The sequence below is a fragment of the Paenibacillus sp. MMS20-IR301 genome (assembly GCF_032302195.1).
In the GTDB taxonomy this organism is placed as follows: domain Bacteria; phylum Bacillota; class Bacilli; order Paenibacillales; family Paenibacillaceae; genus Paenibacillus_AQ.
In genome coordinates, this window is sequence record NZ_CP135275.1 from 2,758,668 (window position 1) to 2,781,531 (window position 22,864).

At 53.3% G+C, this 22,864-nt stretch carries 17 protein-coding genes; 6 read left to right on the forward strand and 11 right to left on the reverse strand.

Annotation, left to right across the window (positions count from 1 at the left end):
• The 3 genes from LOS79_RS12320 to LOS79_RS12330 are packed head-to-tail and all read left to right on the forward strand — an operon-like array spanning position 1 to position 3,103.
• Positions 1 to 819 carry an ABC transporter ATP-binding protein gene (locus LOS79_RS12320; RefSeq protein ID WP_315419974.1) on the forward strand — a complete coding sequence of 273 codons (819 nt, stop codon included), beginning with the start codon at positions 1 to 3 and terminating at the stop codon, positions 817 to 819.
• A 47-nt stretch (positions 820 to 866) separates the two neighbouring features.
• Entirely contained in the window at positions 867 to 1,655 is a 789-nt protein-coding gene (locus LOS79_RS12325; protein ID WP_315419978.1) for an N-acyl homoserine lactonase family protein, read from the forward strand.
• 32 nt (positions 1,656 to 1,687) lie between these two features.
• Positions 1,688 to 3,103 (forward strand): DHA2 family efflux MFS transporter permease subunit, encoded by a 1,416-nt coding sequence (locus LOS79_RS12330; RefSeq protein WP_315419980.1) that lies wholly within the window; start codon positions 1,688 to 1,690, stop codon positions 3,101 to 3,103.
• Positions 3,104 to 3,333: 230 nt separating this feature from the next.
• Here LOS79_RS12330 and LOS79_RS12335 read toward each other — a convergent pair whose 3' ends face one another.
• The gene (locus tag LOS79_RS12335) at positions 3,334 to 4,374 is read right to left on the reverse strand and encodes a LacI family DNA-binding transcriptional regulator (RefSeq protein ID WP_315419983.1); all 1,041 of its coding nucleotides are present in this window, start codon (positions 4,372 to 4,374) and stop codon (positions 3,334 to 3,336) included.
• Positions 4,375 to 4,499: 125 nt separating this feature from the next.
• Entirely contained in the window at positions 4,500 to 5,570 is a 1,071-nt protein-coding gene (locus LOS79_RS12340; protein WP_315419985.1) for an SGNH/GDSL hydrolase family protein, read from the reverse strand.
• Between the two features lie 191 nt (positions 5,571 to 5,761).
• Between LOS79_RS12340 and LOS79_RS12345 the strand changes: the two genes are divergently transcribed.
• The gene (locus LOS79_RS12345; RefSeq protein WP_315419987.1) at positions 5,762 to 6,643 is read left to right on the forward strand and encodes an AraC family transcriptional regulator; all 882 of its coding nucleotides are present in this window, start codon (positions 5,762 to 5,764) and stop codon (positions 6,641 to 6,643) included.
• 117 nt (positions 6,644 to 6,760) lie between these two features.
• Positions 6,761 to 8,041: a glycoside hydrolase family 27 protein gene (locus LOS79_RS12350; RefSeq protein WP_315419990.1), complete on the forward strand. Its 1,281-nt coding sequence runs from the start codon at positions 6,761 to 6,763 to the stop codon at positions 8,039 to 8,041.
• 51 nt (positions 8,042 to 8,092) lie between these two features.
• On the opposite strand, the gene LOS79_RS12355 is transcribed toward LOS79_RS12350, so the two are convergent.
• A complete protein-coding gene (locus LOS79_RS12355; RefSeq protein ID WP_315422170.1) occupies positions 8,093 to 8,998 on the reverse strand; it encodes an ArsR/SmtB family transcription factor in 906 nt (301 codons plus the stop codon).
• Between the two features lie 179 nt (positions 8,999 to 9,177).
• Here LOS79_RS12355 and LOS79_RS12360 point away from each other — a divergent pair, with 179 nt between their 5' ends.
• Positions 9,178 to 10,677 (forward strand): glycoside hydrolase family 43 protein, encoded by a 1,500-nt coding sequence (locus LOS79_RS12360; RefSeq protein WP_315419992.1) that lies wholly within the window; start codon positions 9,178 to 9,180, stop codon positions 10,675 to 10,677.
• A gap of 380 nt (positions 10,678 to 11,057) precedes the next feature.
• Here LOS79_RS12360 and LOS79_RS12365 read toward each other — a convergent pair whose 3' ends face one another.
• From LOS79_RS12365 to LOS79_RS12400, 8 genes are all read right to left on the reverse strand, one after another.
• Positions 11,058 to 11,861, reverse strand: a complete 804-nt coding sequence (locus tag LOS79_RS12365) for an aminoglycoside adenylyltransferase domain-containing protein (RefSeq protein ID WP_315419993.1) — start codon at positions 11,859 to 11,861, stop codon at positions 11,058 to 11,060.
• 190 nt (positions 11,862 to 12,051) lie between these two features.
• Positions 12,052 to 13,851 carry an extracellular solute-binding protein gene (locus LOS79_RS12370; protein ID WP_315419996.1) on the reverse strand — a complete coding sequence of 600 codons (1,800 nt, stop codon included), beginning with the start codon at positions 13,849 to 13,851 and terminating at the stop codon, positions 12,052 to 12,054.
• A 94-nt stretch (positions 13,852 to 13,945) separates the two neighbouring features.
• Positions 13,946 to 14,833: a carbohydrate ABC transporter permease gene (locus tag LOS79_RS12375; RefSeq protein ID WP_315420000.1), complete on the reverse strand. Its 888-nt coding sequence runs from the start codon at positions 14,831 to 14,833 to the stop codon at positions 13,946 to 13,948.
• Between the two features lie 33 nt (positions 14,834 to 14,866).
• Entirely contained in the window at positions 14,867 to 15,826 is a 960-nt protein-coding gene (locus tag LOS79_RS12380; RefSeq protein WP_315420003.1) for an ABC transporter permease, read from the reverse strand.
• A gap of 156 nt (positions 15,827 to 15,982) precedes the next feature.
• Entirely contained in the window at positions 15,983 to 17,641 is a 1,659-nt protein-coding gene (locus LOS79_RS12385) for an extracellular solute-binding protein (protein WP_315420006.1), read from the reverse strand.
• Positions 17,642 to 17,797: 156 nt separating this feature from the next.
• Positions 17,798 to 18,928 (reverse strand): response regulator transcription factor, encoded by a 1,131-nt coding sequence (locus tag LOS79_RS12390; RefSeq protein WP_315420008.1) that lies wholly within the window; start codon positions 18,926 to 18,928, stop codon positions 17,798 to 17,800.
• Complete coding sequence (locus LOS79_RS12395; RefSeq protein ID WP_315420010.1) at positions 18,921 to 20,678, reverse strand: sensor histidine kinase; 1,758 nt, start codon at positions 20,676 to 20,678, stop codon at positions 18,921 to 18,923. Before LOS79_RS12395 ends, LOS79_RS12390 begins: the two co-directional genes overlap by 8 nt.
• A 165-nt stretch (positions 20,679 to 20,843) precedes the next feature.
• A complete protein-coding gene (locus tag LOS79_RS12400) occupies positions 20,844 to 22,670 on the reverse strand; it encodes an APC family permease (protein WP_315420013.1) in 1,827 nt (608 codons plus the stop codon).
• Positions 22,671 to 22,864: the final 194 nt, after the last annotated feature.

Sequence of the window (22,864 nt, forward strand, 5' to 3'; positions counted from 1 at the left end):
ATGAATTCTATCTATAGTGCTGCCGGACCGGCTCCATCCGCCGCGGCCGGAGAAACCAGACAACGCAAGATTGTCGTCAATGCTTTATCCAAAAGCTATGAAACGAAAAAAGACACGTTCCTGGCCTTGGACCATGTGGATGCCCATATTTACGAAAATGAGTTCGTCACCCTTGTCGGGCCTTCCGGCTGCGGGAAATCCACTATGCTGCGCATTCTGGCCGGTCTTGAAGATGCCTCTTCAGGTACCGCATCCATCTCCGGCCGGACGATTGAGGGTCCGGGAGCGGACCGCGGGGTTGTGTTTCAATCCTATACCCTCTTCCCCTGGCTCTCTGTCCGCGACAATATCGAATTCGGCCTGTCCCTGAAGAACATTCCGCGTAAGCAGCGCAGAGAGGTCTCCGATAAATATCTGGAGCTGGTCAACCTGGTGAACTTTGGCGACACCTATCCCAAGCAGCTGTCCGGCGGCATGAAGCAGCGGGTGGCAATTGCCAGAGCGTTAGCCAATTCCCCGGAAATGCTGCTGATGGACGAGCCCTTTGCGGCCCTTGACGCGCAGACCCGCGGGGATATGCAGGAGCTGCTGCTGAACATCCAGAAGCATGAGAAGGCCACTATTCTGTTCATTACCCATGACATTGAAGAAGCCATCTTCCTCTCGGAAAGATTGTATGTCATGAAGAGCCGTCCAGGCCGCATCGTCCGCGAGATCGAGATTCCGGCCGAAATGCGCCAGAATCAGGACCTTAAGGATTCAGAGCCGTTCATCGCCCTCAAGAAAGAGATTGTCGATCTGCTGCATTCCAAAGAATAAATACACGCGGAGGTTCAGATCTGAACCTTGTGCGGATTGGAGAATCTATGGCGGCTTACACTTCTGTTCACAAATTATACGTCCTGCTCTGCGGCTTCGAGATTCTCCCGCTGGGCATTTCCGTCCGCGGCGGTGATAACCGCATTATAGTCGCAGAGCCGATTTGTGCTTACCTTGCCGAAACGGAGACCGGCTGGGTCTTGTTCGATACTGGCATCGATGCAGAGCGGATACATGATCCGGACTTAGCCAAAGCTTACTATACCGACAGGGGCTGGACTACTTTGCCTGTCGTGCACCCGGCCCATTCTCTTACAGGGCAGCTTCAGGAAATCGGAATCCGGCCGGAGGATATCCATCAGGTCGTAATGTCGCATATGCATACCGATCATACCGGTTACCTCAAGCTGTTCCGCCACGCGACCATTACCGCCCAGCGCGCGGAGTACCACTATGCCCTGTACAACCCTCCTGAGCTGGGAAATATTATAGAGGACTATAACCTGCCGGATCTGAACTGGCAGCTGATTGAAGGCGATCATGAATTGCAGCCGGGGATTCAGCTTTTGTCTACCCCCGGCCATACACCGGGGCATCAATCGGCACTGATCTCCCTGCCCAGCGGCAAGCAGCTTGTACTTACTTTCGATGCGGGCGATTTCCTGCAGAATTTCGACCAGGAGCTGCTCCCCGGCTCCGCCAGCAATGACAGGCAGGCAATGGAATCCCTGCTGCGCCTGAAGCGGCTTGCCAATGAGCCGGGCCATATGCTGTTCCCGCTGCATGATCCTGCTTTTATTCAGACCGCCAGGCTGGCTCCGCTCTATTATGATTAAGCTTCATAACCGCAACTAGGAGATGTAATCCTTTGAAATCTAACCGCACGCAGGCAGCCGCAGTTCCTATGGCGCCTATCATGATTGCCGTCTTCTGCAGCGTCTTTGTCTCGAATCTGAATACGAGCACCGTCAATCTGGCCATTCCTACATTAATGGGAGCTTTTCATACAGAGATGTCTGTTATGCAGTGGGCGCTTACCGGTTACATGATGGCGATCGGCATCGGGTCACCGCTTGCCGGCTTTCTTATTTCAAGATATGGCACTAAAAAAGTATATGCCCTTACCCTGACCGGCTTCTCCCTGGCCTCATTGCTCTGTTCTCTCGCCTGGTCGCCGCTCACCTTGATTTCCGCACGGGTAATCCAGGGAGGCTGCGCCGGCCTGATGCTTCCGGTTACCCTTACGCTGCTCTACCGGACAGCCCCCCGCAGGCATCAGCCGATGGCTGTCAGCCTGTGGGAAGCCGCCGGATGGCTGGGTCCGGCACTCGGTCCGGCTGTCTCAGGGATCTGCCTGCAGTTCCTGAGCTGGCGCTGGCTGTTCCTGCTGAATCTGCCGCTCCTGCTGCTGTCCATTCTGCTGGTTCTCCGCTATGTGCCGGCCAGCACCGGGGATCCTGGGCTGCGGCTGGACAAGCTGAGCGCTGTGCTGTCCAGCACCGGCAGCTTCACCGTGCTGTTCGCCTTCAGCAGGGCTTCCGCTTGGGGGCTGTTCAGCTACCGGACACTGCTGCTGCTTGCCGCCGGAATCCTCTTGCTGGTCCTGTTCGTACGGCGGCAGCTGGGATCGGACAAGCCGCTGCTGGAATTCCGCGTGTTCCGCAGCCGTGCTTATGGCATTAGCGTACTGCTGCTCGGCCTGATCAACGCCGCCTTGTTCGCAGCAGTTTACTTCGTGCCCTATTTCCTCCAGACGGCCAAAGGAGTCCCGGCCGCCAGCACCGGTCTGGTGATGCTTCCGTCCTCTGTAGTGATGGTGCTCCTGCTTCCTGTTGTGGGCAAGCTGTATTCACGGCTCGGGCCGATGAAGCTCGCGGCCGCCGGAATCAGCCTGATGGTGCTGGGCACCTGGATGCTGTCACGCATGACTGCAGAAACCGCTAATGCCGAAGTGATCCTGTGGACAGTGACCCGCAATATCGGCATTGCCTTTTCGTCTATGCCGCTCATGAATGCCGGATTGTCTACCCTGGCTGATAGCCAGATCGGCTCTGCTACCTCAATGACCAGCTGGGTGCGCCAATGTATGGGCTCCCTGTCCATTGCGATCTTCACCGCTTTTTATACCTGGAGAACGGCGGCCGCAGCGGAGGGCGGTATAGCCGCAGTGAACAGCCCGGAAGCCGTAGTCTACGGGGTGCAGCAGGTGTTCATGCTCGTGGCTGTGCTGCTCATCTGTATGCTCCCGCTAGTGGTGACCTTCCGCAAAACAGGCAAGCCGTAAACGGGCAAACACAAACAGCAATCCTCCAGTAATCAGTGGATTGCTGTTTTGTTCTATTATATCCTTGTACAATGCCAGCTTCCCGTCGCTGCTGCAGGCATATCCGCTATGGAACAATCATTGACAGATTCACAGCATACCTCCACCGATCCCTGCCGCTACAGACAGCAAGCCTATGCCTAAACGTTTAGATTATGTAAGTAAAATAAGCTGCAAACGATCCTTGAGCTTCACAGCGTGCTGATTCCGGATACGGAGTCGCGTTCAACCAGCCGGCATTCCGGCATGGACGGGGCTTCCGGCTTATTGCCGTTAATTAAGCTGTGCAGCACCTCAAGCGCCTGATAGCCCATCTCATGCAGCGGCAGTCCCATGGAGGTGATGCGCGGACGCAGGTAATCACTGAATTCACGGTTATCAAAGCCAATGACCGAGAGCTTCTGCGGAACCTGTACTCCCCTCTCCTCTGCCGCTTCCAGGACCCCGACCGCCATTACATCATTCATGGATAGAATCGCAGTAGGAGGCTCCGGCAATGCCAGCAGCTCAGAGGTAAGCCGGTATCCGGACTCCCGTTCCCAATCCCCCATCTTGATCAGCAGCGGGTCAAACGGCAGCTGGAATTCCGTAATGGCCCTATAGTAACCGTTAAGCCGCAGCCTGGACGGAATGGAATCCATCAGACCGCTGATTATGGCAATCCGGCGGTGGCCTTGACGGATCAGATGGGTCATCGCCAGATAAGAGGCCTGCTCATCATTATACTGAATGGAAATCTCATCCTGGGCGTACGAATATGTATAGACAATCGGTTTATCCTCAGTATCAATCAGCCCGGTTAAGTCACGGGGGTGGACACCGATATATATAATTCCATCCACCTGATTACTTAACAGATCAGCTACAGCTGCGTCGACATACTTCCGGTAATCCTCCATGTTCGAGAAATTGCGGCCGATCCGTTTATGCAGGCGGAGGTTGACCAGCAGAATATGCAGGTCATGCTTGTCACCGAAGTCATTGATCCCATCGATGATTTCAGGTGTATTAAATACCGTCACATCCTCCGCAATAACCCCGATCGTATTCGTGCGGTTAAGCTTCAGGCTCTGGGCAATCGCATTGGGCTTGTACTTCAGCTCTTCTATCGCTGCAACGATCCGCTCCCGGGTTTCCAGCCGCACATTACGGGTACCATTAAGCACATAGGAGACTGTAGCAATCGAAACATTGGCCTTGGCGGCGATGTCCTTAATGCTGGTTTTTCTCATCACACATTCTCCTGTTCCAGGCTGCAATTCATTCCTCATTATGTTAAACGTTTAAATTATTCCTAGTTAAAAATATATCATAGGTTTTTGCAGTTTTGCAACCCCTTACATCCAGATAATGGAGTTTATTTACTTATTAACTCCTGTATATGCGCCGCCAGCTTGCCGGCAGCCTTACGATGAGTCGCCTGTGACGGGTGAAAATCCGCTGCGTATCCGTCAGCAGCCAGCTGCTCATCAAACCTCATGGAAGTAACCTTGCTGTCGCCCGTTTCCTGTATGTGCCTGCTGACCGCCTGCTCTACATACGGGTACAGTCTGCCGCCCATAATGCCCAGTGTGCAAAGGATCTGGGCTTGCGGATTATGCCGTCTTACCGTTCCAAGAAATACAGCATAGGCTTCAGCATATTCCTGCTGCCTTGCGGGGTCTTCCTTCGTGTAGGAATCATCATTCGTCCCCAGATTAATGACAATCAGCTCCGGCATAAATTTGCTGAAATCCCAGCTTATCTCCTGAGGGAGCAGGGTGTCCGCGAATCTGCCCTCGGACTTGCCGGCCTTCTCATAGTATTCAGGAAGCAGATGTGTCAGCAGCTTCTGATCATTCTCCGTATAGCCCGTAATGATGCCATAACCACTGTACGAAACCATGCTGTAATCTGCCTGCAGCTGCTCTGCTGCCAGATACGCATACGCCTTGGTCACATCTTCTGTAGCCGTTGAGAAGGAATGCAGCTCGTATTCATCGTCTACCCCGTAGCCGCAGGTAATCGAATCCCCGATAAATTCAATGGCATGCGCCAAGGACGGGGCGGGCTTAATTCCATCCGCAGCCTGAACCGCAATTTCTTGAATCCCCAGCGTCGACATAGCCGCTTCGGACAGCTTGATGACCTTTACCGTAACCTGCTGCTCGGTATCACTGGCAAATACGGTATAGGTTGTCAGCTGCTGCTTCACCTGCTGATCGATTACCCGTTCACCGTTAACAAAAATACCGACACGGGCCTGATTATTCCCGCTTAAAGCGATAGAATCTCCTGCCAGTGTAATCTCCGCCTTCGTTCCGTAGAACGAAAACTCCACACCTCCGCCGGACAATGCCAGCCACCGTACACCGTTATAGAAATGCGTCCGGCCGATAACTTTTACATACTCTTCTGTTGCCTGGAACACCTGCGATAAATTAGTCATAGTATGATCTTCCTGCTTTCTGTGTAACTCTATGGATACAGTAAAATAGTACTTGCTATGTTGACTTTAACAAAGCTCCCAGCTGATTTCAATAAACTTCTATCCGGCAAGCTCATTGAGCAATGTTGTGCTATCCCATATAATTAAACCGGAGAATCAAAGACATTCTAAATCGTCACCAGGAGGATAACATGGATATTCAGAGAGGCACTTACGGCTTCCGGTTCGCCGAAGATACCGGGCTTCAGCTGTGTATATTGTTCGCTGCCGGCTGTGATTCAATTACCGGCCCGGCATACAGCTGGGATGGTCTGGAGCGGACTGACGGGCCTCTTCTGCTGTTTCAGTACACCTTCTCCGGCGAAGGCATATTTGAGTCGGGACAGCGAACGCACCGTATAGCCGCCGGCCAGGCCTTCCTCGCCGAGATTCCCGGGCCTCACCGTTATTACTACCATCCGGACGCTACAGAGCCCTGGGAATTCATGTTCCTGCTGTTCCGCCCGGCTCTGATTCTGCCGCATTGGCGCAAATTCCTTCACGAAGCCGGCGAAGCTCCCTATCTGCCTGCCGACAGTCCCCCTGTCCGGCTGGCGCAAATGATTGTGGCTGATGCAGGAGCGGGCAGAATCTCTGATCCGCTGATTGCCTCGTCCTGTATCTACCAGTTCGTGACCGAGCTGGCCCGGCTGCAGGTTACTTCGCTGCGGGACAGGGCGAACTGGGCCGATAATATAAGACGGGCAGCAGAATATATTGAGCTCCATTACTCCCAAATGATCAGTATCGACCAGCTCTCCGAGCATGTCTCGCTCTCCAAATATCATCTGATCCGCCGCTTCTCGGCAAGCACAGGCCTGACTCCTGTTGCTTACCTGACCCGCGTCCGGACAGAGAAAGCCATGGAGCTGCTGCGCGGAACCCCGCTCAGCATCGAAGCGATTGCCGGAGCGGTCGGCTACTCCAGCGGAAGCTATTTCATCAAAGCCTTCCGCAGCCTAACCGGGCTTACCCCGGGGGAATTCCGCAGCGGCGGCGAGAGCCTCGTCTACCGCAAGCTGTTCTTCGACTAGGCGCAATATAGTGCTATCCGGCTTGCAAGATTACTATAGATATCAGCTCTCTCCTTGATTATGATGAACTAGACAAGCGCAGGAAGCGCACTAATTCAACTGCAAAGGAGCTCTACCATGACACATAAGCTTGCAGCACCTACTCCCCCGCTCGGCTGGAACAGCTGGGACTGCTACGGGGCGGCCGTAACCGAAGAAGAAATCCGCGGTAATGCAGAATATATGGCAGCAAATCTCAAAGAATTCGGCTGGGATTATATTACTGTGGACATCCAGTGGTATGAGCCTTACGCCAACTCCTCACAATACCGGGCCTTCGTCCCCCTAGTAATGGACGAATATTCCCGGTTGATGCCGGCCGAGAACCGCTTCCCGTCCGCTGCAGGCGGCAAGGGCTTCAAGCCGCTGGCTGATTATGTGCACAGCCTTGGCCTGAAGTTCGGCATTCATATCATGCGCGGAATTCCCCGCCAGGCAGCTCATGCCGGCACTGCAATTCTCGGCAGCAATGCCACTGCGCGCGAAATTGCCCACACGAATTCGATCTGTCCCTGGAATACTGACATGTACGGTGTAGATGCCGCGCAGGATGGTGCGGAAGCTTACTACAATTCCCTGTTCGCCCTATACGCGGAATGGGGGGTTGATCTGGTGAAGGTTGATGATATCGCCGCCTCCAGGCTGTATGATACCCATCAGCCGGAAATCGCACTGATTGCCAAGGCAATCGAACGCAGCGGCAGACCCATGGTGCTCAGCCTCTCCCCTGGCCCAGCTCCGGTAGAATACGCGGAATTCTTCACTGGGCATGCCAATATGTGGCGTGTGACCGATGATTTCTGGGACCTGTGGCCGCTGCTTCTGGATATGTTCGACCGCTGCCGGAAATGGCAGGGCGTGCCGCAGCCCGGCACCTGGCCTGACTGTGACATGCTGCCGCTCGGCCACATCGGGATCCGTTCAGTGGATGGCGGCGGAGCTGACCGCTGGACCCGGTTCACCCGGGATGAGCAGCTGACCATGATGTCGCTGTGGAGCATCTTCCGCTCGCCGCTGATCTTCGGCGGCGAGCTGCGCGACAATGACGAGTGGACATTGTCGCTCCTTACCAACCGTGAGGTGCTGCACATGCACAAGGACAGCTACGGCGCGAAGGAAGCCCTGCATGAGGGCGACCTGATCGTCTGGACAGCGGAAGAAGCCGGAGGCTCCCGCTATGCCGCAGTGTTCAACACCGGAGACAGCCCGCTGCCGGTAGAGCTTGCCCTTGAACCGCTGGGCCTTGCGGGCTATGCCACAGGCACCGAGCTCTGGAGTTGCGCACCAGCCGTGCTTGCAGGCGGCCAGCTGCAGGCTGATGTGCCGGCGCATGGCGTACGGCTCTACCGCTTCCAGTAAGTCATAACAGAGGATCTGTCCACCGGGCAGATCCTCTGTTATATTATTTGGTCATTTCAGATAGGCACGGACCACGATATCCTGGTCATGATTACCGAATCCGGCTCCATAGAGGGTCAAGCCGCCTACGTTCACGGCTTGCTCATCCACCGCGAACCGCAGTGTCCAGAAAGGCTCAGCCAGATTCAGCTCGGCTGCCGTCACATCCGACATCCGCTCCCCATCAATGTACGTACCTGCAGCATCAATGCGGATCGTCTTCAGCAGCCCGTACTGATTGACATTACGGTGCCACCAGGCCGGGGTGTATTTGCCCCGTGCAGCTCTTCCGAAGTCAGCCGGACTGGTCCAGGTCCCGAGGAAAACCCCGTTGAAGGTGAAGCTGATATCTGAAGGCCAATGATCCCGCAGGCCAGGGGCTTCAGAAGCCAGCTCGGCCGAGATTTCAATCGCTTCGGCTGTTTCACCCGCCAGTACATAGTTGGGCATTTTGTATTCAACATATCCTCTGCCAAACCATAGAATCCCCGCATGAACCCGCTCAGGATCAAGGAAATACCGTGGATCATCCCACACGCCGATCTCCTTCTCATGGGTCCCCAGTCCGCAGGTCGGATGGACTTCGAAGGCCGTATAGTGACCGACAGATATGCTCTGCTCCTTGAACTTCACTGTCTGATTAGCTGCCGGAAGCTCAATCTCAATACTTTGCGGCTCCAGATAACACAGCTTATGGGTTCCCCCGTTCAGCCTTACCCTGCGGCTACCGGTAAGTCCCGCTAGTTCCAGCTTGCGGATATGCATGGTGATGATAGAGGGGCTGAGCTGCAGCCGTCCGGCAATATCCTTCACATTCATCTCCTGATCCGCCAGCAGGCTCATAATCCGCCATCTGACCTCACTTGCCAGTGCTTCGTATAATGCCATGAATTTAGGTTCACCGTTCGCTTTGATCAGCATGACAGATAACCACCCCGTTTTGTTGAAATGATATTTTTATTAATTTAACTGATTTATAATTTAGGATCAAGCTTAATCCATTGCAGCATTTTACACTTTGTTGTTTAATTTTCTTAGTAGTGTCAATAGATAAACTTAGATTCATATTCATATGAATTAACAGAAGAGGTGGATGTATGAAATATAGCAATCCGGTCATTAAAGGCTTCTATCCCGACCCCAGTGTATGCAAGGTAGAAGATACGTATTATCTGGTGTGCAGCTCGTTCCAGTATTTCCCCGGCGTTCCGCTCTTTGAGAGCAAGGACCTGGTAAACTGGACGCAAATCGGCCACTGCCTGACCCGGGCAAGCCAGGTAGAGCTTGGTACGGTCGGCAGCTCCGGCGGTGTCTTTGCTCCTACGATCCGTCATAACAACGGACGCTTCTATATGACCACAACCAACGATACTACCCGGCAGAATTTCTATGTCTGGACCGATGATATTTACGGCGAATGGTCAGAACCGGTCTTTGTTGACCAGGGGGGCATTGATCCTGATCTGTACTTCGAAGAAGACAGAGCCTTCTTCATGAGCAACGGAGTCGACGATAACGGGATCGGCGGGGTCGTCCAGTGTGAGATTGACATTGAAACGGGCAGCAAGCGCTCGCCCAGCCGCTCGATCTGGAAAGGAACTGGCGGACGGTATCTCGAAAGCCCGCATCTCTACAAAATGAACGGCCGTTATTACCTGATGGCCGCTGAAGGCGGTACGGAATACGGTCATATGGTAATCTATGCGCGCGGAGATGCGCCATCCGGCCCGTTCGAATCCTATCCGCATAATCCGGTGCTCACGAACCGCAATCTGGGCGGTTATGAGCTGCAGGGCGTCGGACACGGCGACCTGATTGAAGACCATGCGGGCAACTGGTGGATGCTGCATCTTGGGTTCCGCCAGATCGGCAGATGGCTTACCTTCCATCATCTGGGACGCGAGGTATTTCTGACTCCAGTCACCTTTGACGAGGACGGCTGGTTCACGGCGGGCCATAACGGAACAACGCTGACCTCCTTTGAGACGGACCGTATTCCGGACACAGTTATTCAGCAGGCCCCGCAGCCGGTTACCTTCGGGAACACCAACTGGGCTCTGGACTGGTGTTACCTGCGTCATCCGGCTGAAGAGAACTATGCGCTGGGAACCGGCAAAGTAACTCTCAAGGGAACGGAAATATCGCTGGATGTTCCGGCCTCCCCTACCTTCATCGGCCTGCGCCAGCGCGACTTCGCTGCCGAAATTGCCTGTGAAGTCAACCTGACCCAAGGCACCGGTGAAGCCGGAATCACGCTCTATATGGATGAGCAGCATCACTATGATCTGGCTGTACGCAGAAATGCAGACGGATATGCGGTCATTGAGCGCCTGAATATCGGGGATATCAAATCCGTTGAGCATACCGTAGAGCTCGGTAACAGCAGCCAAGCCAAGCTTATCGTGCGGGCAAGCCATGAGCGTTACAGCTTCTTCGTGGAAGCCGACGGTAAAGAAGTTCTGCTCGGTACAGCCCAGACCCGTTACCTCTCCTCCGAGGTTGCCGGCGGATTCACAGGCGTATTGATTGGCCTGTATGCCCAAGGTGAAGGTTCCGCAGCAGAGTTCAGCAATTTCAAATGTGAATATGCAGGATAATCAGCCGCCAATCATGACTGTTATGCTGTAGGGTAATAAATACAGCCGGTGCTCAGGGATTAACTCCCTGGACACCGGCTGTTGCCATCTGGCAGTTCCGATAGTATTGTTGTACTTTCTGCAACCTAGAACTACGGAATGCCTGGTGTTCTGACCAATTGTTGTATGAAATGCAGGAATCGCCGCCTTAAAGCGCTGAAAATCTGCTTAATGCTGCCTTTTATGCAACAATTGCTCATAAAGCATACTTTTATTTGGAGAATGTTGTATTTAGTGCAGGATTCCCCAGAGCTATAGACATAGCTCGAATAAGCTTGTCCGCTCCACCGCTCCCGACCGCCCTGTTTATTTCTTATCTTCCCCGTATCCGATCGCTCTTATCATCTATCAGCTCCGCCGCTCCTTATCTCGCTAATCATATATGCTGCGAAGTCAGCCAGCAGTACAGGATCATCCCCCGCGCCGCCGCTCACATCGCCTGCTGCTCTGCTGCCCGCTCCGCCTGACACTCCGCCGTACTGGTCCAGGCAGCGCTGCAGCAGCTCATGGTACCGGGCCGGCACATGCTGCAGCCCCCATTCCCCGCCCTCCTGCTTCGAGCATACCCGCTCTTCCCGTATGTACGACAGTACCCGGCACAGATTGAGCGTGTAATACACTAGGTTACTTGCAATGTTCTGCGGCGCGTCCTCAATATCCCCGAGAATCGAGTGGAGATAATACTGCCGGTCTACCGGCGCAAACGCCTCCCGGACAGGTTCACCGTACAGTGTCTGCCCCCGGTGATAGATAATCGTGAAATGCGCTGCCAGATCCGCGTCCCCGAATCCGCCGCATAAGTAATTCTCATCCGCCTTATAGCGTTCCAAATGTGCATCTGAGAAATGAAATTCAAACGGCACCGGATACTCGAAATCCTTAAGGTATACCTTGAGTACCACCGACAGCTCAATCCCCCGTTTGTTCGGCAGACTGTCATGAAAGACCGTCACTCTCCCGGCCAGTTTCCTGCTGACCTCCCTGGTCAGCTTATCGTGCACCACAATCAGAAGATCGATATCGCTGGTCTCCGGGTGGAAGCAGCCCATAGCCAGCGAACCGTGCAAATAAATTCCGGCCAGATTATCCCCTAATTCTTCCTTGAGCAGCTCAACTGCCTGATCCAAATAAGGCTTCATTTCCATAGCTGTATCCTCCTGTCTACATTCCAGTTATTCTGCTGAACAGCTATCATAATTAAGCCACAGGCTCCTGTAAGCTGCAATACCAAGAACAGTTATAATCATTGTCCGCCTTACCGCTGGCTGCAGCACAAGAATGCCCCGCCAGCCTTCGCGGCCGGCGGGACATATGCATCCAACTCTAAAACGGGGATTATCTGTACGGGAATACCATCTTCTCCGCATTGGTGACTTCATACTGCACAGCTTCGTCATATCCAAGACCTTTGGATTTCTCAATCATCTGGTCTCTCAGCTTGTTGAATTCGGCATCATTTTTCGCAAAAACCATTTTCCAAGAATATTCCTTGATGATCTTGCCGATTCCGTCAATCTTCTGCTGCAGCTGGGCCGGCACGGTCGCCGGAGTCTCGGTCGTGAAGAACGGCTTCGAAACCTCGATCATATTGTGGTTCACGAAATACTCCTTGGCTGTCATAGCTCCCATCTTCTCACGCCAGCTTTGCGTTACCGGGTCGGGATTATGATTCAGGGTTGAAGTCCACAGGTTGTAGTCATAGGCTTCACCTGTTGCCGGGTAGATGTTTGTCAATTTCAGAGTAGTATTGTTGATTTGATTCGTCCCGTCCTTGAACGTGCCGCCGCCGTATTCCGCCGGAACCGGCTCGGCATTGGCCGGCAGCGCCTTCCAGCCGTAATCGGTCACGAAGGCTTTACCGTCTGCACCGATATCCCAGGCCAGACCCTTAGGTCCATAATTGGATTCCATTACGCCTTCCGGTGAATACAGCCAGCTCAGGAATTCCATGATCCGCGCAGGCTCCTTCGCCTTGGCCCCGATTGCCCAGACACGGTTGCCGCCGTATGGGCTCATGCCGTAGGACGTAATTTTCTCGTCAGCGAAAGGCACCAGCGCGAAGCCTTTGCCCTCTGCAGTACGTTCAGGTGTATTGTATACGTTATCCACCCACGGGAAATGCGAGAAGAGCACTTGACCATCCTTGATTTTGTTAGAGACATCTGAGAACTTCTGGGTCAGGGAATCCGGATCAAGCAGCCCCATCTGGTTGGCATCATAATAGAATTTCAGGCCTTCCAGATAATAGCTGTTCTCATCAAGGACACCCTGCCATTCATCCTTATTCTGATGAGTCAAGATCAACCCTGCCGGGTTCAGGCCATCGCCTTCATTGTAGCCGTGGAACTGGGCGATAACCTTGGCAAGCGTCATATAGGTGCCATCCCAGTCAGACCAGAGGGAGATCCCGTAGGTCGGGCGTCCGTTCTCGCTTACCGGCTCCAGCTCCTGCATCTGCTTCAGCAGCGGCAGGTAGTCGTTCAATGTCTTCACTTCCGGGCTGCCGAGCTTCTGGTACAGGTCCCAGCGCAGGTTCGGCCCGTAAGTCATCGTTGCTCCTTCGGACGGCCCTTCTCCGGTGCCGACATCGAAGCCTACTCCGTAAACGGAGCTTCCGCCGCCGAACTGCTGCCTGTTCGCATCAATCGCATCCGGAGCATTGGCCAGCAGCTCCTTGCCGTACTTATTGAGCAGATCATCCTTGGTGAAGTCCAGCAGCAGGCCGGCTTTAATCGCATCCTGGTAGTCCTTGCCGTTGCTGCCGAACACCACCAGGTCACCGAGGTCACCGGATGCCATCATGGTGGCGATTTTTTGCTGGCCGCCTGCCAGGTTCGAGGCGATAATATTCAGCTTAATATTGAATTTGTCTTTAACCATCTTCGCGAACCATCCGGGCTGCTCACCGGCATAGTTAGCCAGCATGGAGAACACATCAATGGTAATCTCTTGTCTGTCTGCGGTATCCGTGCCGCTGCCGCTTCCCGGTTCAGCGGTTGCCGTATTTGTATTCTTTGTTCCTCCGTTGTTAGCTGTATTTCTGCCGTTATTATTACTGCTGCAGGCCGAAGTAAATACTAGCATCGCGCTCATGAGAATCAGCATTGCTGTGCCGGACCATCTCTTGTTCATCATAAATCCTCCCCTGTTCATCTCTTGGCTTCATAACCTCTGTTGCAACAACGTTCCGTAGAAGAGCTCACCCCCTTCGAGTGCTGACACCGGCTGCTTAGCCCTTAACTGCACCAATCATAATGCCCTTGACGAAAAACCGCTGAAAGAACGGATACACGAGCAATATCGGCAGTACAACAACCATAGAGACAGTTGTGCGGATCGAGGTCGGCGTCGCCATATTGGCCAGATCCATATCCATGGCCCCGGAGGATTGCTTCATTAATTGGGCGATGGATGTCGCCTCATTCATATACCGGTACAGGATGAACTGCAGGGTGAACAGCTTCTGATCAGTAATCAGGAAGAGCGTGTCCGTGAAGCTGTTCCACTGCGTAACCGACGAGAAGATGGCGATAGTGGCCAGAATCGGTGTGATGAGCGGCAGAATGATGCTGGTGAAAATCTTGAAATAACCGGCACCGTCAATCTGTGCGGATTCCTGCAGGGCAACCGGCGTAGATTCGACAAAGGTTTTGACCAGAATGATGAAGAACGGCTGGACGATGAACGGCAAAATATAGGCCAGGAAGTTATTGGTCAGTCCCAGGTGCAGCATCGTTAAATACCACGGGATCAGGCCGGCGTTGAAATACATCGTTATGACCAGGAAGCGGTACCAGAATTTGCGGCCCCACATCGGCTTGGTGAACAGATAGCCCAGAAAAGCGGAAGCGGCAACCGTCAGCAGCGTACCCAGCACCGTCCGGCTGAGCGACATCAGGGCGGCATGGCCGAGCCCGGGAATGCGGAACACATCCAGATAGTTGGTGAAGTGGAGATCCTTCGGATAGAACATCACCAGCCCCCTGCTGCTGAGGTCGTTATTGCTGATCGTATTAATGAACAGATAGTAGAACGGAAAGATACAGATTATCGTAATTAGTGCAAACACGGTGTAATTGATCAGATGAAACAGGGTGAATTTCTCTTTGGCAGGCATGATATCACTTCTCTCCTTTGGTCTTCCCGGGATTTAAAAGATGCTTTCACCGCGGATCACTTTCGACATGCTGTTGGCGATGAAGAGCAGGAACAGGCTGACCAGCGATTTCAGCATGCTGACCGCAGTAGCGAACCCGAAGTTGGAATTCGTCATCCCGATATTGTACACATACAGGTCCAGCACCTCGATATGATTCGTATTCATGGCATTCTGGAAGACATAGAACTGCTCCATCCCGTTATTAATGAAGTTCCCGATAGAGAGCAGCAGCAGGACGAAGAACGTCGGCATAATTCCCGGAACAGTGACATGCCACATCAGCCGGAAGCGTCCGGCGCCGTCCACTCTTGCAGCCTCATAAATCTCCTGGTCAATCCCCGTAATGGCGGCAATGTACATGATCGCCCCCCAGCCAAGCCCCTTCCAGACACTCCACAATGTCATCGCCATCCAGGTATGATCATCGGAGGCAAGGATATTCAGCGGCCGGGAGATCCAGCCCATATCCAGCAGGAAATTATTCAGGAAGCCGTTGTCGACCGAGAACAGCATGAAGGCGAAGGAATAGACCAGCACCCAGCTGATGAAGTTCGGTAAGGTTGTCAGCGTCTGAACGATTTTCTTGAAGCGGTTGCTTCTGATCTCGACCAGGAAGACCGCGAAGATGACCGGCAGCACAGAGGTGGCAATATGCAGGGAGCTGATGGCAAAAGTATTGCGCAGAACCCTCAGCACCTCCTCACGCTGAATTTCATTGGATACCATTGAGGTGAACCAGTCCAGCCCCATGAATTCTGAAGCAGAGAGCGGTATGCCGGGCCGGTAGTCGTAGAAGGCATAGATCCAGCCGTATAACGGCAGGTAGGAGAACAGAAAAGCCAGGACCAGAAACGGCAGTGCCATCAGAAACAGCTGGTATTTATCCTTGCTTTGATATTTCTTGGCCGCTGCGGAGTTCAGCACAGGTTTGCTTGCATGATTGATATTCATGATTCCCCTCACCTCATAATCTATATTTTTCTTATATAGGGATATATTTACATTAAAAGCGGGCATAAAGCAGCCTCCGGACCCTTCACATAGTGAGTTCGGGTCCAGCTGCAAGCGGCGCCGCATGAGCTCCAGCGCCACGCTGGAATATTACGCTTAGGTTTCCGGATCATTGACTTCCCGGGTAATCTGTTCCCCGCCTTGCCGGGTCCACTCGCTTACGAACTGATCGAAGGCCGCAAGCGGTGCCCCGCCCAGAATAATCTTCAGGAATGTCTCGTCTTCAAGACGCTGCAGCCTGCTCCAGCTGGTTTCCATTGTCGGAGTTAATGAGTAGGTTGCACTATAGACTCCGTTAATCTCATCATCAACCAGCGGCGATCCGCCAACCATTAAGGCATAGCCGCGGATCCACATCGCCCTGTCCTGATCCGGGTCCCAGTACTGGATATCGTACTGGTCATACGGCTTCAGCTTTACCGGACCGATATGGGCAATATCGGACTGCAGCATTTTGTATTCCGGCTTATCCAGGTAGTCCTGCGCCGTCCGGGTTCCTGCCAGCACCTGCCGCAGTGCCTTCACTTCATATTCCGTCTCATCAACCTGTGCATAGGTTAAGCGCAGCGGATATTCGGTCGGGCCTCTTTCGGTCGTAAAGATGCCTTCGCTCTCACCGAGCACCAGGTTGTTCATAATCAGCATCGCTGCTTCAGGGTAGCTGTATCCCTTGCGTACTACGAGAAACTGGTTCGTAGAGGAGCTCATATGCGGGCGGTATTCCCCGTTCCCGTCCAGCGGGAGCGCATAGGCCTGCCAGTTGGCGTCCGGGTTATTCTTCACTGCATCGTCCACAGGCCCGTAAGGCGCCCACCACGGCCCGAAGAACATCCCGGTAATTCCACCCGCAACAGCTTCTCCGGGCGCCTCGCGTACTCCCATCTCCGGGTCAATCAGCCCGGCCAGGTACATTTCCCTCAGCTTCCCCAGAGCCTCCTTCGTTTCCGGCTGTATGGAGCCGTAGACGACTTCGCCGCCCTTCTCCAGCCAATAGCCCGGATAAGCATGGTATGCTGAGAATATCCCGTCCAGGCCGTACATATTATTCGTAGACTGCAGGAAGTTCGCGTAGAGCCTGCCAGTTGAGCTGGGTCCGGCCAGCCCGATTGTATCCTGTTTCCCGTTGCCGTCCGGGTCTTCCAGGACAAATGCCCGGGCAACCGCCTCCAACTGAGCCATCGTTTCCGGCGGTGCAAGTCCCAGCTTGTCCAGCCAGTCCTTGCGGATCCATAAGAGATGGACTCCGTCTGCGCTGAGCTGCACATTCGGGAGCGCCAGTATTTTGCCGTCAAATGTGACGCTGTTCAGCGCTTCCCCGCCCGTGCTGTCCACAATCCGCTTAATGACCGGAGAAGCATACTTGTGATAGACCTCCGTCATATCCATAAGCTGATCGGCTTCAACCATTTCTCTAAGTTCTAACGGGCCGACAACCATCGCATCCGGCAGGTCCCCGCTGGCGACAGCAAGGCTGACCTTCTGGCTGTAATTGGCCGGGGATGCCTTGAAGGCATAATCAATAATTATATTCAATTTCTCCTTGATATTACGGGTGTATTGATTGTCAAGCAGCGTCTCTCCCGGCAGCAGTGACTTGTTAGTGTCAACCGTTATGCCGATGCTTAAGGTGACAGGCTTCTCATATTTGCCGGATGAACCGGGAAGCAGCCTTGAATTCAGGCCGTCTGCCGGAGCCGGAGAATTCGTACGGGTACATGCGCTGACTGACAGCATTATCACGAGCAAAGCAATCATCCTGGCCCCTCTTGTCATTGTCCCTTCCCTTCTTTCAATATGATTGCCTTGTATCGCAAGTATACAGGAATGAAACCGTTTCCGCGGCAGAATACGGCTTCCAGTTCGGGTAGAGATATGGGGGAAGCTCCAGCTCCCTATCGGACATATCTCCCCCTATCTGCCGGACATTTGTGCCCCGTCCTGGACCCGCTGCCGGTATTCACTGGGCAGCATTCCGCTTTTCTCATAGAACACGCGGCTGAAATACTTCTGGTCGGTATACCCAGTATGCTCGGAAATCCATTGAATGTTCTTCTGCGTGTGCTGCAGATACTCCTTGGCCTTCTCCATCCGGATGGAACGCAGATATTCATTGAAGGTCATGCCGACAATATCCTTGAAGCACTGGCTGAAATAGCTGCGGCTCATATTTACCCGCTTCGACATTTCCGAGGCCATTACCGGCTCCGCCAGCTCCTCATGCATCGCCTGCACAGCCCGCATAATGCATTCCTGGACCTCTTCCGAATACTGGGCCTTGCCGATGGCCGCAACGAAGTCTTCCCTGGTCTTGCGCAGCCACGCTTCCGCCTCTGCCCAGCTGTTGAAGCTGTCCGGCAGCTCGATCTGCCGGCTTGTCACTGAAGAGTAAATCCGGTTCCAGCCCAGCATTAAGGAATTCAGCAGCAGCATCAGCTTGGCCGGAGGCAGGGAAGCCTGCTTCAGCTCCTCCCGGAACCGTTCAAATTCAGATGCCTTATGCACCCAGCCGAGTGTCCGGCCATACTGCTTCAGCCCGGCGATAACCGCTTCAATCTCAGCTGCCGGCTGGAGCGGCGGTTCCGGTTCCGCGATCCGCTCTTCCTGCTGCTTCCCGCACGCAGGAGCATCATAGAAGACGGCAGGAGCCGGATTCTTCGCCTGCTCCTCCAGAACCCTGCGCATAATGCGGCCCATCACTTCATCGTAGCTGTCTGTCTCCAGCTCTACTTTGGCAATATAATCAATCGCACCTAGCCGCAGGCAATCCTGTATATATTCGAAATCCTGATGCAGAGTGAGTACAACGATACAGATCCGGGGATATTCCTTCCGGACAATCCGCATCAGCTCCATCCCGGACATGACCGGCATCGCCAGGTCGGTAAGCAGCAGATCCACCTGCTGCTGAGCCAGCAGCTCCAGCGCTTTCTCGCCGTTATTCGCCTCACCGGCCACCTCCATGCCGTACTCTCCCCAGGGAAGCATGGATCTCAGGCCCTTACGCACCAGATTATCATCGTCGACAATCAATACTTTAATCATTCTGCTCCGCCTCCTCCATGTCCGGTATTTTCAAAGACACTGTAGTGCCTTGCCCCGGCACACTATAGATTTCAAGGCTGGCCCGCTGGCCATACTGGTTCTCGATCATCCGCCGCACATAGCTCATTCCGATGCCCATACCGGCCCGCTGCTGCTCCACCTGCTGCTGGTTCAGCAGGCGCTGAATCTCCTCCGGTGAAATTCCTCCGCCATTGTCATGCACGGAGATGATGATCTGCCTCCCCTGCTCATCCTTGGCCACATCCACCCGGATGGCCCCTTCATCATCAAGTCCGTGATAGAGTGAATTTTCCAGAATCGGCTGCAAAATAAACCGCGGCACCGGGATATCCAGCACATCATCATCCACCCGGATCTGCACATCGAAGGCGAAATCATACCGCACCTGCTGCAGGGTCAGGTACTGGCGGATGGAGTCAATCTCCTCGCGGATGGTGGAGACCTGCCCTCTTTTGCCCAGATTATAATAGAGCAGCCTGTTGAGTGAGACGATCAGCTTGTCGATTTCCTTCTGCCCGTTCATCACGGCAAGCCAGTGGACCGTATCCAGTGTATTCATCAGAAAATGCGGATTAATCTGGTACAGCAGCTTCTCCACCTCAAGATCAGCCCGCCGCTTCTCCTTAACCCCCATCTCTTCGATCAGCCCGGATATCTGCTCCTTCATATTCAGCAGCTGCTTGAGCAGGAAATCAAACTCCGGAATCCTGATCCGCGATGCCTCGGCCAGACTGGTATTCCGCTGTGTAATAGATTTAATCTGCAGGTTGAACTGCTGCAGCGGCACGTAGACCATTTTCCACAGAAACCAGGAGAAGAACAGGCTGACCGCCAGGAACAGCAGGAACAAATAAATCATTTGCACGACCCAGCGGTTCTTCTCGTTGTTATATTCCTTCTTCGGAATCAGCGAGACTACACTCCATCCCTGGTTGCTGGTGCTCTCAAACCAATAATAGCCGTTCTGCTGGCCGGACCCGCCGCTGCCTCCGGTATCATCGAAGTACTGGTTCATCGTGAAATCCGCCGGCACATCGCTATAAGCAATCCGTTTGTCATTGTCCAGAATCAGATAATAAGAAGCGTCCCCCAGCTTATTCTCGAAGATTGAAGGGGTCATCTTAAAGCCCGACTCGACGTACACATACATATCATCCGCATCCCCGGGTAAGTCCAGCTTGCGCAGTGCCGAAATGACGTATTCTTCATTATAGCGTTCATTGCTGATATGAGGCCCGAAGTAGGCAATCCGGAAGTACTCCGCGAGCAGCGGCAGGCTGCTGATCTCATAGTCCTCTTTTACAATGGAGCTGTTGAACATATAACTGCCGTTCTCCTTGGAATAGTACATCATGAGGCCGATCGTGGGGTTGGTGAAGGAGATCAGATTGAGCTCCGTATTGATTTCTTCCGTCAGCACAGCCCGCTCAAACCGCTGGTCGGAGGACAGAAGCAGGTCTACCTTCTTACCGATGCTGCCCTGAAACGCAAGCTGCTGCGAGACATGGTTCAAATTGCTGATCGTCCGCTCCAGGGACAGCTCTGCCTGCTTCAGATTGCTCTTGACACTGTTCTCCAGATTACCGGCCAGAATCGAGGACATCGTATGATAAGACAACACCGCTACACAAATGAAGGGAACCAGCGTGCCCGTGGCAAAAATAAACAGGATCCGCTTCCTCATCGTAGCCTGCTGAAAATAATTGTGTACCAGCCTGACTAGCCTCATGCCCTCACCCCTTCTCTCTCTATCCTTCCCATCAGGACACAACATAAATATTCGACAAATTATGCGGCCATACCTGCTGAGCAACTTGTTTCTGTATACAAAAAGGCCCAGCCGGCAGCGTTCCAGACATTCTGGACAAGCTGCGGACTGGGCCAAGCTCAAGATCTATTTTTTAAGATGATAAGGCACGGTGGTTACAATCACATCACTGCGGAACAGCAGATGCGCGCGGATCAGCAGGCTGGATTGGTTATGAAGGATATTATGCCAGCCCTTCTTCGGAATAAACTGCGGAATAATTACCGTTACCCGATGATTTAAGTCTGCCGCCTTCCACTGGATCGTATCGATAAATTTGGTCAACGGCTGGATGATGCTCCGGTATGGCGTGTATAGCGTCACCAGCCGTACATCCGGCTGCCATTTCTGCCACTTCTCCTCAAAGGCCGCCTCATCCTCCCTTTCAAAAGGTACATACACGGCAATAATTTGCTGCGGGGACAGAGACTTCGCATATTCCAGAGAGTTGTTTACCACATGGGTGATTCCGGCAACCGGCACGATAATTACATTGCCCTCAATCTTGACCGTTTCCTCACAGGTGGAGATGCGAAGCTGGTCAGCTACGGCCTCGTAATGCTTATGGATGCGGTGGAACACCAGCAGCAGAATCGGCAGGAAGACGAATACCGGCCATACCTGCGTGAATTTGGTCAGGAAGAACATCATGGTCACGATAAAGCTGATCAGCGCCCCCACCGTATTGATGACGAATTTCGGCATCCAGCCGGCAGGCTTCTCACGGAGCCATTTCACCATCATCCCGGTCTGGGATAAGGTAAAGGGAATGAACACACCGACAGCATATAACGGAATCAGCTGCTCTGTCTTCCCTTCAAACACATAAATCAGGAGCATGGAGAGCACGCCGAGAATGATGATCCCGTTCGAGTACCCGAGCCTGTCACCCCGCATGGTGAACATCCGCGGAATGAACTTATCCTTGGCCAGATTGACAGCCAGCAGCGGAAAGGCGGAATACCCCGTATTCGCTGCCAGAATCAGGATTAAGGCCGTTGTCCCCTGGATAAAATAGTACATTACATTACGCCCGAAGGTCTGCTCTGCAATCTGTGAGACGACCGTAACATCACCCCGGGGGGCAATTCCATAATAATATGCCAGTGTAACTATGCCGGTGAACAATACAGCAAGCAAAGTGCCCATGGCCGTAAGTGTTTTGGCGGCATTGGAGGCTTCCGGGCTCTTGAAGTTCGGGATGGCGTTGGAGATGGCTTCAACACCGGTGAGAGCCGAGCTTCCTGAAGAGAACGCCCGCAGCAGCAGGAACAGGCTGATGCCTGCCACCGGAGTACCGAGCGGAGTATGCAGCTCTGCCGGAACATTCCCCGTTAAGATGTTATACAGACCCGTACCAATCAGAATAAATAAGGCCAGGACGAACAGGTAGACCGGATAGGCAAGCACAGACGCTGATTCGGTCACGCCTCTTAAGTTCAGAATCGTAATCAGGAGCACGAAGACAATAGCGATGACTACTTTATGCTCATGCAGGCCCGGAAAAGCGGAGGTGATGGCATCCGTTCCCGCCGATACACTTACCGCCACTGTCAGGATATAATCCACCAGCAGCGAGCCGCCGGCAATGAGCCCGGGGTATCTGCCCAGATTTTCCTTCGAGACCACATAAGCTCCCCCGCCGTGTGAATACGCGAAAATAATCTGCCGGTAGGACATAATCAGTGCGGTCAACAGAACCAGTACGCCGACAGCAATCGGTATGGAATACCAGAAGGCTGCAGCGCCAATCGTAACCAGAACAATTAGGATCTGCTCCGGGCCGTACGCCACGGAAGACAAGGCATCCGAGGAGAGGATGGCTAATGCTTTCTTTTTATTAAGCTTCTGTTCCCCCAGCTCGCTGGATTTTAACGGTCTTCCGATTAAAAATCGTTTTAAAAATGAAATCACAGGTTTCACCACTCGTTTTTTATTTATGTCGCTTATTCTGAAAGACCTGACAAAGGTCTCATTTTGCTGAAAGTATACCATTCCCCTCATTAATTTCGTGTTAGGGTTTCAGCGGCAACATTAAGATTGCATTAAGATGATGTGTAAAACGGGACAGGACCGCTTATAATGTAAGCGAAATCTAAAAATCTGCA

Excerpts from the sequence above, each read along its gene's own strand:
- LOS79_RS12360 (WP_315419992.1), top strand. The coding sequence starts at position 9,178 with ATGAAATATAGCAATCCGGTCATTAAAGGCTTCTATCCCGACCCCAGT.
- LOS79_RS12370 (WP_315419996.1), bottom strand. The coding sequence starts at position 13,851 with ATGATGAACAAGAGATGGTCCGGCACAGCAATGCTGATTCTCATGAGC.
- LOS79_RS12335 (WP_315419983.1), bottom strand. The coding sequence starts at position 4,374 with ATGAGAAAAACCAGCATTAAGGACATCGCCGCCAAGGCCAATGTTTCG.
- LOS79_RS12325 (WP_315419978.1), top strand. The coding sequence starts at position 867 with ATGGCGGCTTACACTTCTGTTCACAAATTATACGTCCTGCTCTGCGGC.
- LOS79_RS12345 (WP_315419987.1), top strand. The coding sequence starts at position 5,762 with ATGGATATTCAGAGAGGCACTTACGGCTTCCGGTTCGCCGAAGATACC.
- LOS79_RS12350 (WP_315419990.1), top strand. The coding sequence starts at position 6,761 with ATGACACATAAGCTTGCAGCACCTACTCCCCCGCTCGGCTGGAACAGC.
- LOS79_RS12395 (WP_315420010.1), bottom strand. The coding sequence starts at position 20,678 with ATGAGGCTAGTCAGGCTGGTACACAATTATTTTCAGCAGGCTACGATG.
- LOS79_RS12390 (WP_315420008.1), bottom strand. The coding sequence starts at position 18,928 with ATGATTAAAGTATTGATTGTCGACGATGATAATCTGGTGCGTAAGGGC.
- LOS79_RS12375 (WP_315420000.1), bottom strand. The coding sequence starts at position 14,833 with ATGCCTGCCAAAGAGAAATTCACCCTGTTTCATCTGATCAATTACACC.
- LOS79_RS12385 (WP_315420006.1), bottom strand. The coding sequence starts at position 17,641 with ATGATTGCTTTGCTCGTGATAATGCTGTCAGTCAGCGCATGTACCCGT.
- LOS79_RS12320 (WP_315419974.1), top strand. The coding sequence starts at position 1 with ATGAATTCTATCTATAGTGCTGCCGGACCGGCTCCATCCGCCGCGGCC.
- LOS79_RS12340 (WP_315419985.1), bottom strand. The coding sequence starts at position 5,570 with ATGACTAATTTATCGCAGGTGTTCCAGGCAACAGAAGAGTATGTAAAA.
- LOS79_RS12380 (WP_315420003.1), bottom strand. The coding sequence starts at position 15,826 with ATGAATATCAATCATGCAAGCAAACCTGTGCTGAACTCCGCAGCGGCC.
- LOS79_RS12365 (WP_315419993.1), bottom strand. The coding sequence starts at position 11,861 with ATGGAAATGAAGCCTTATTTGGATCAGGCAGTTGAGCTGCTCAAGGAA.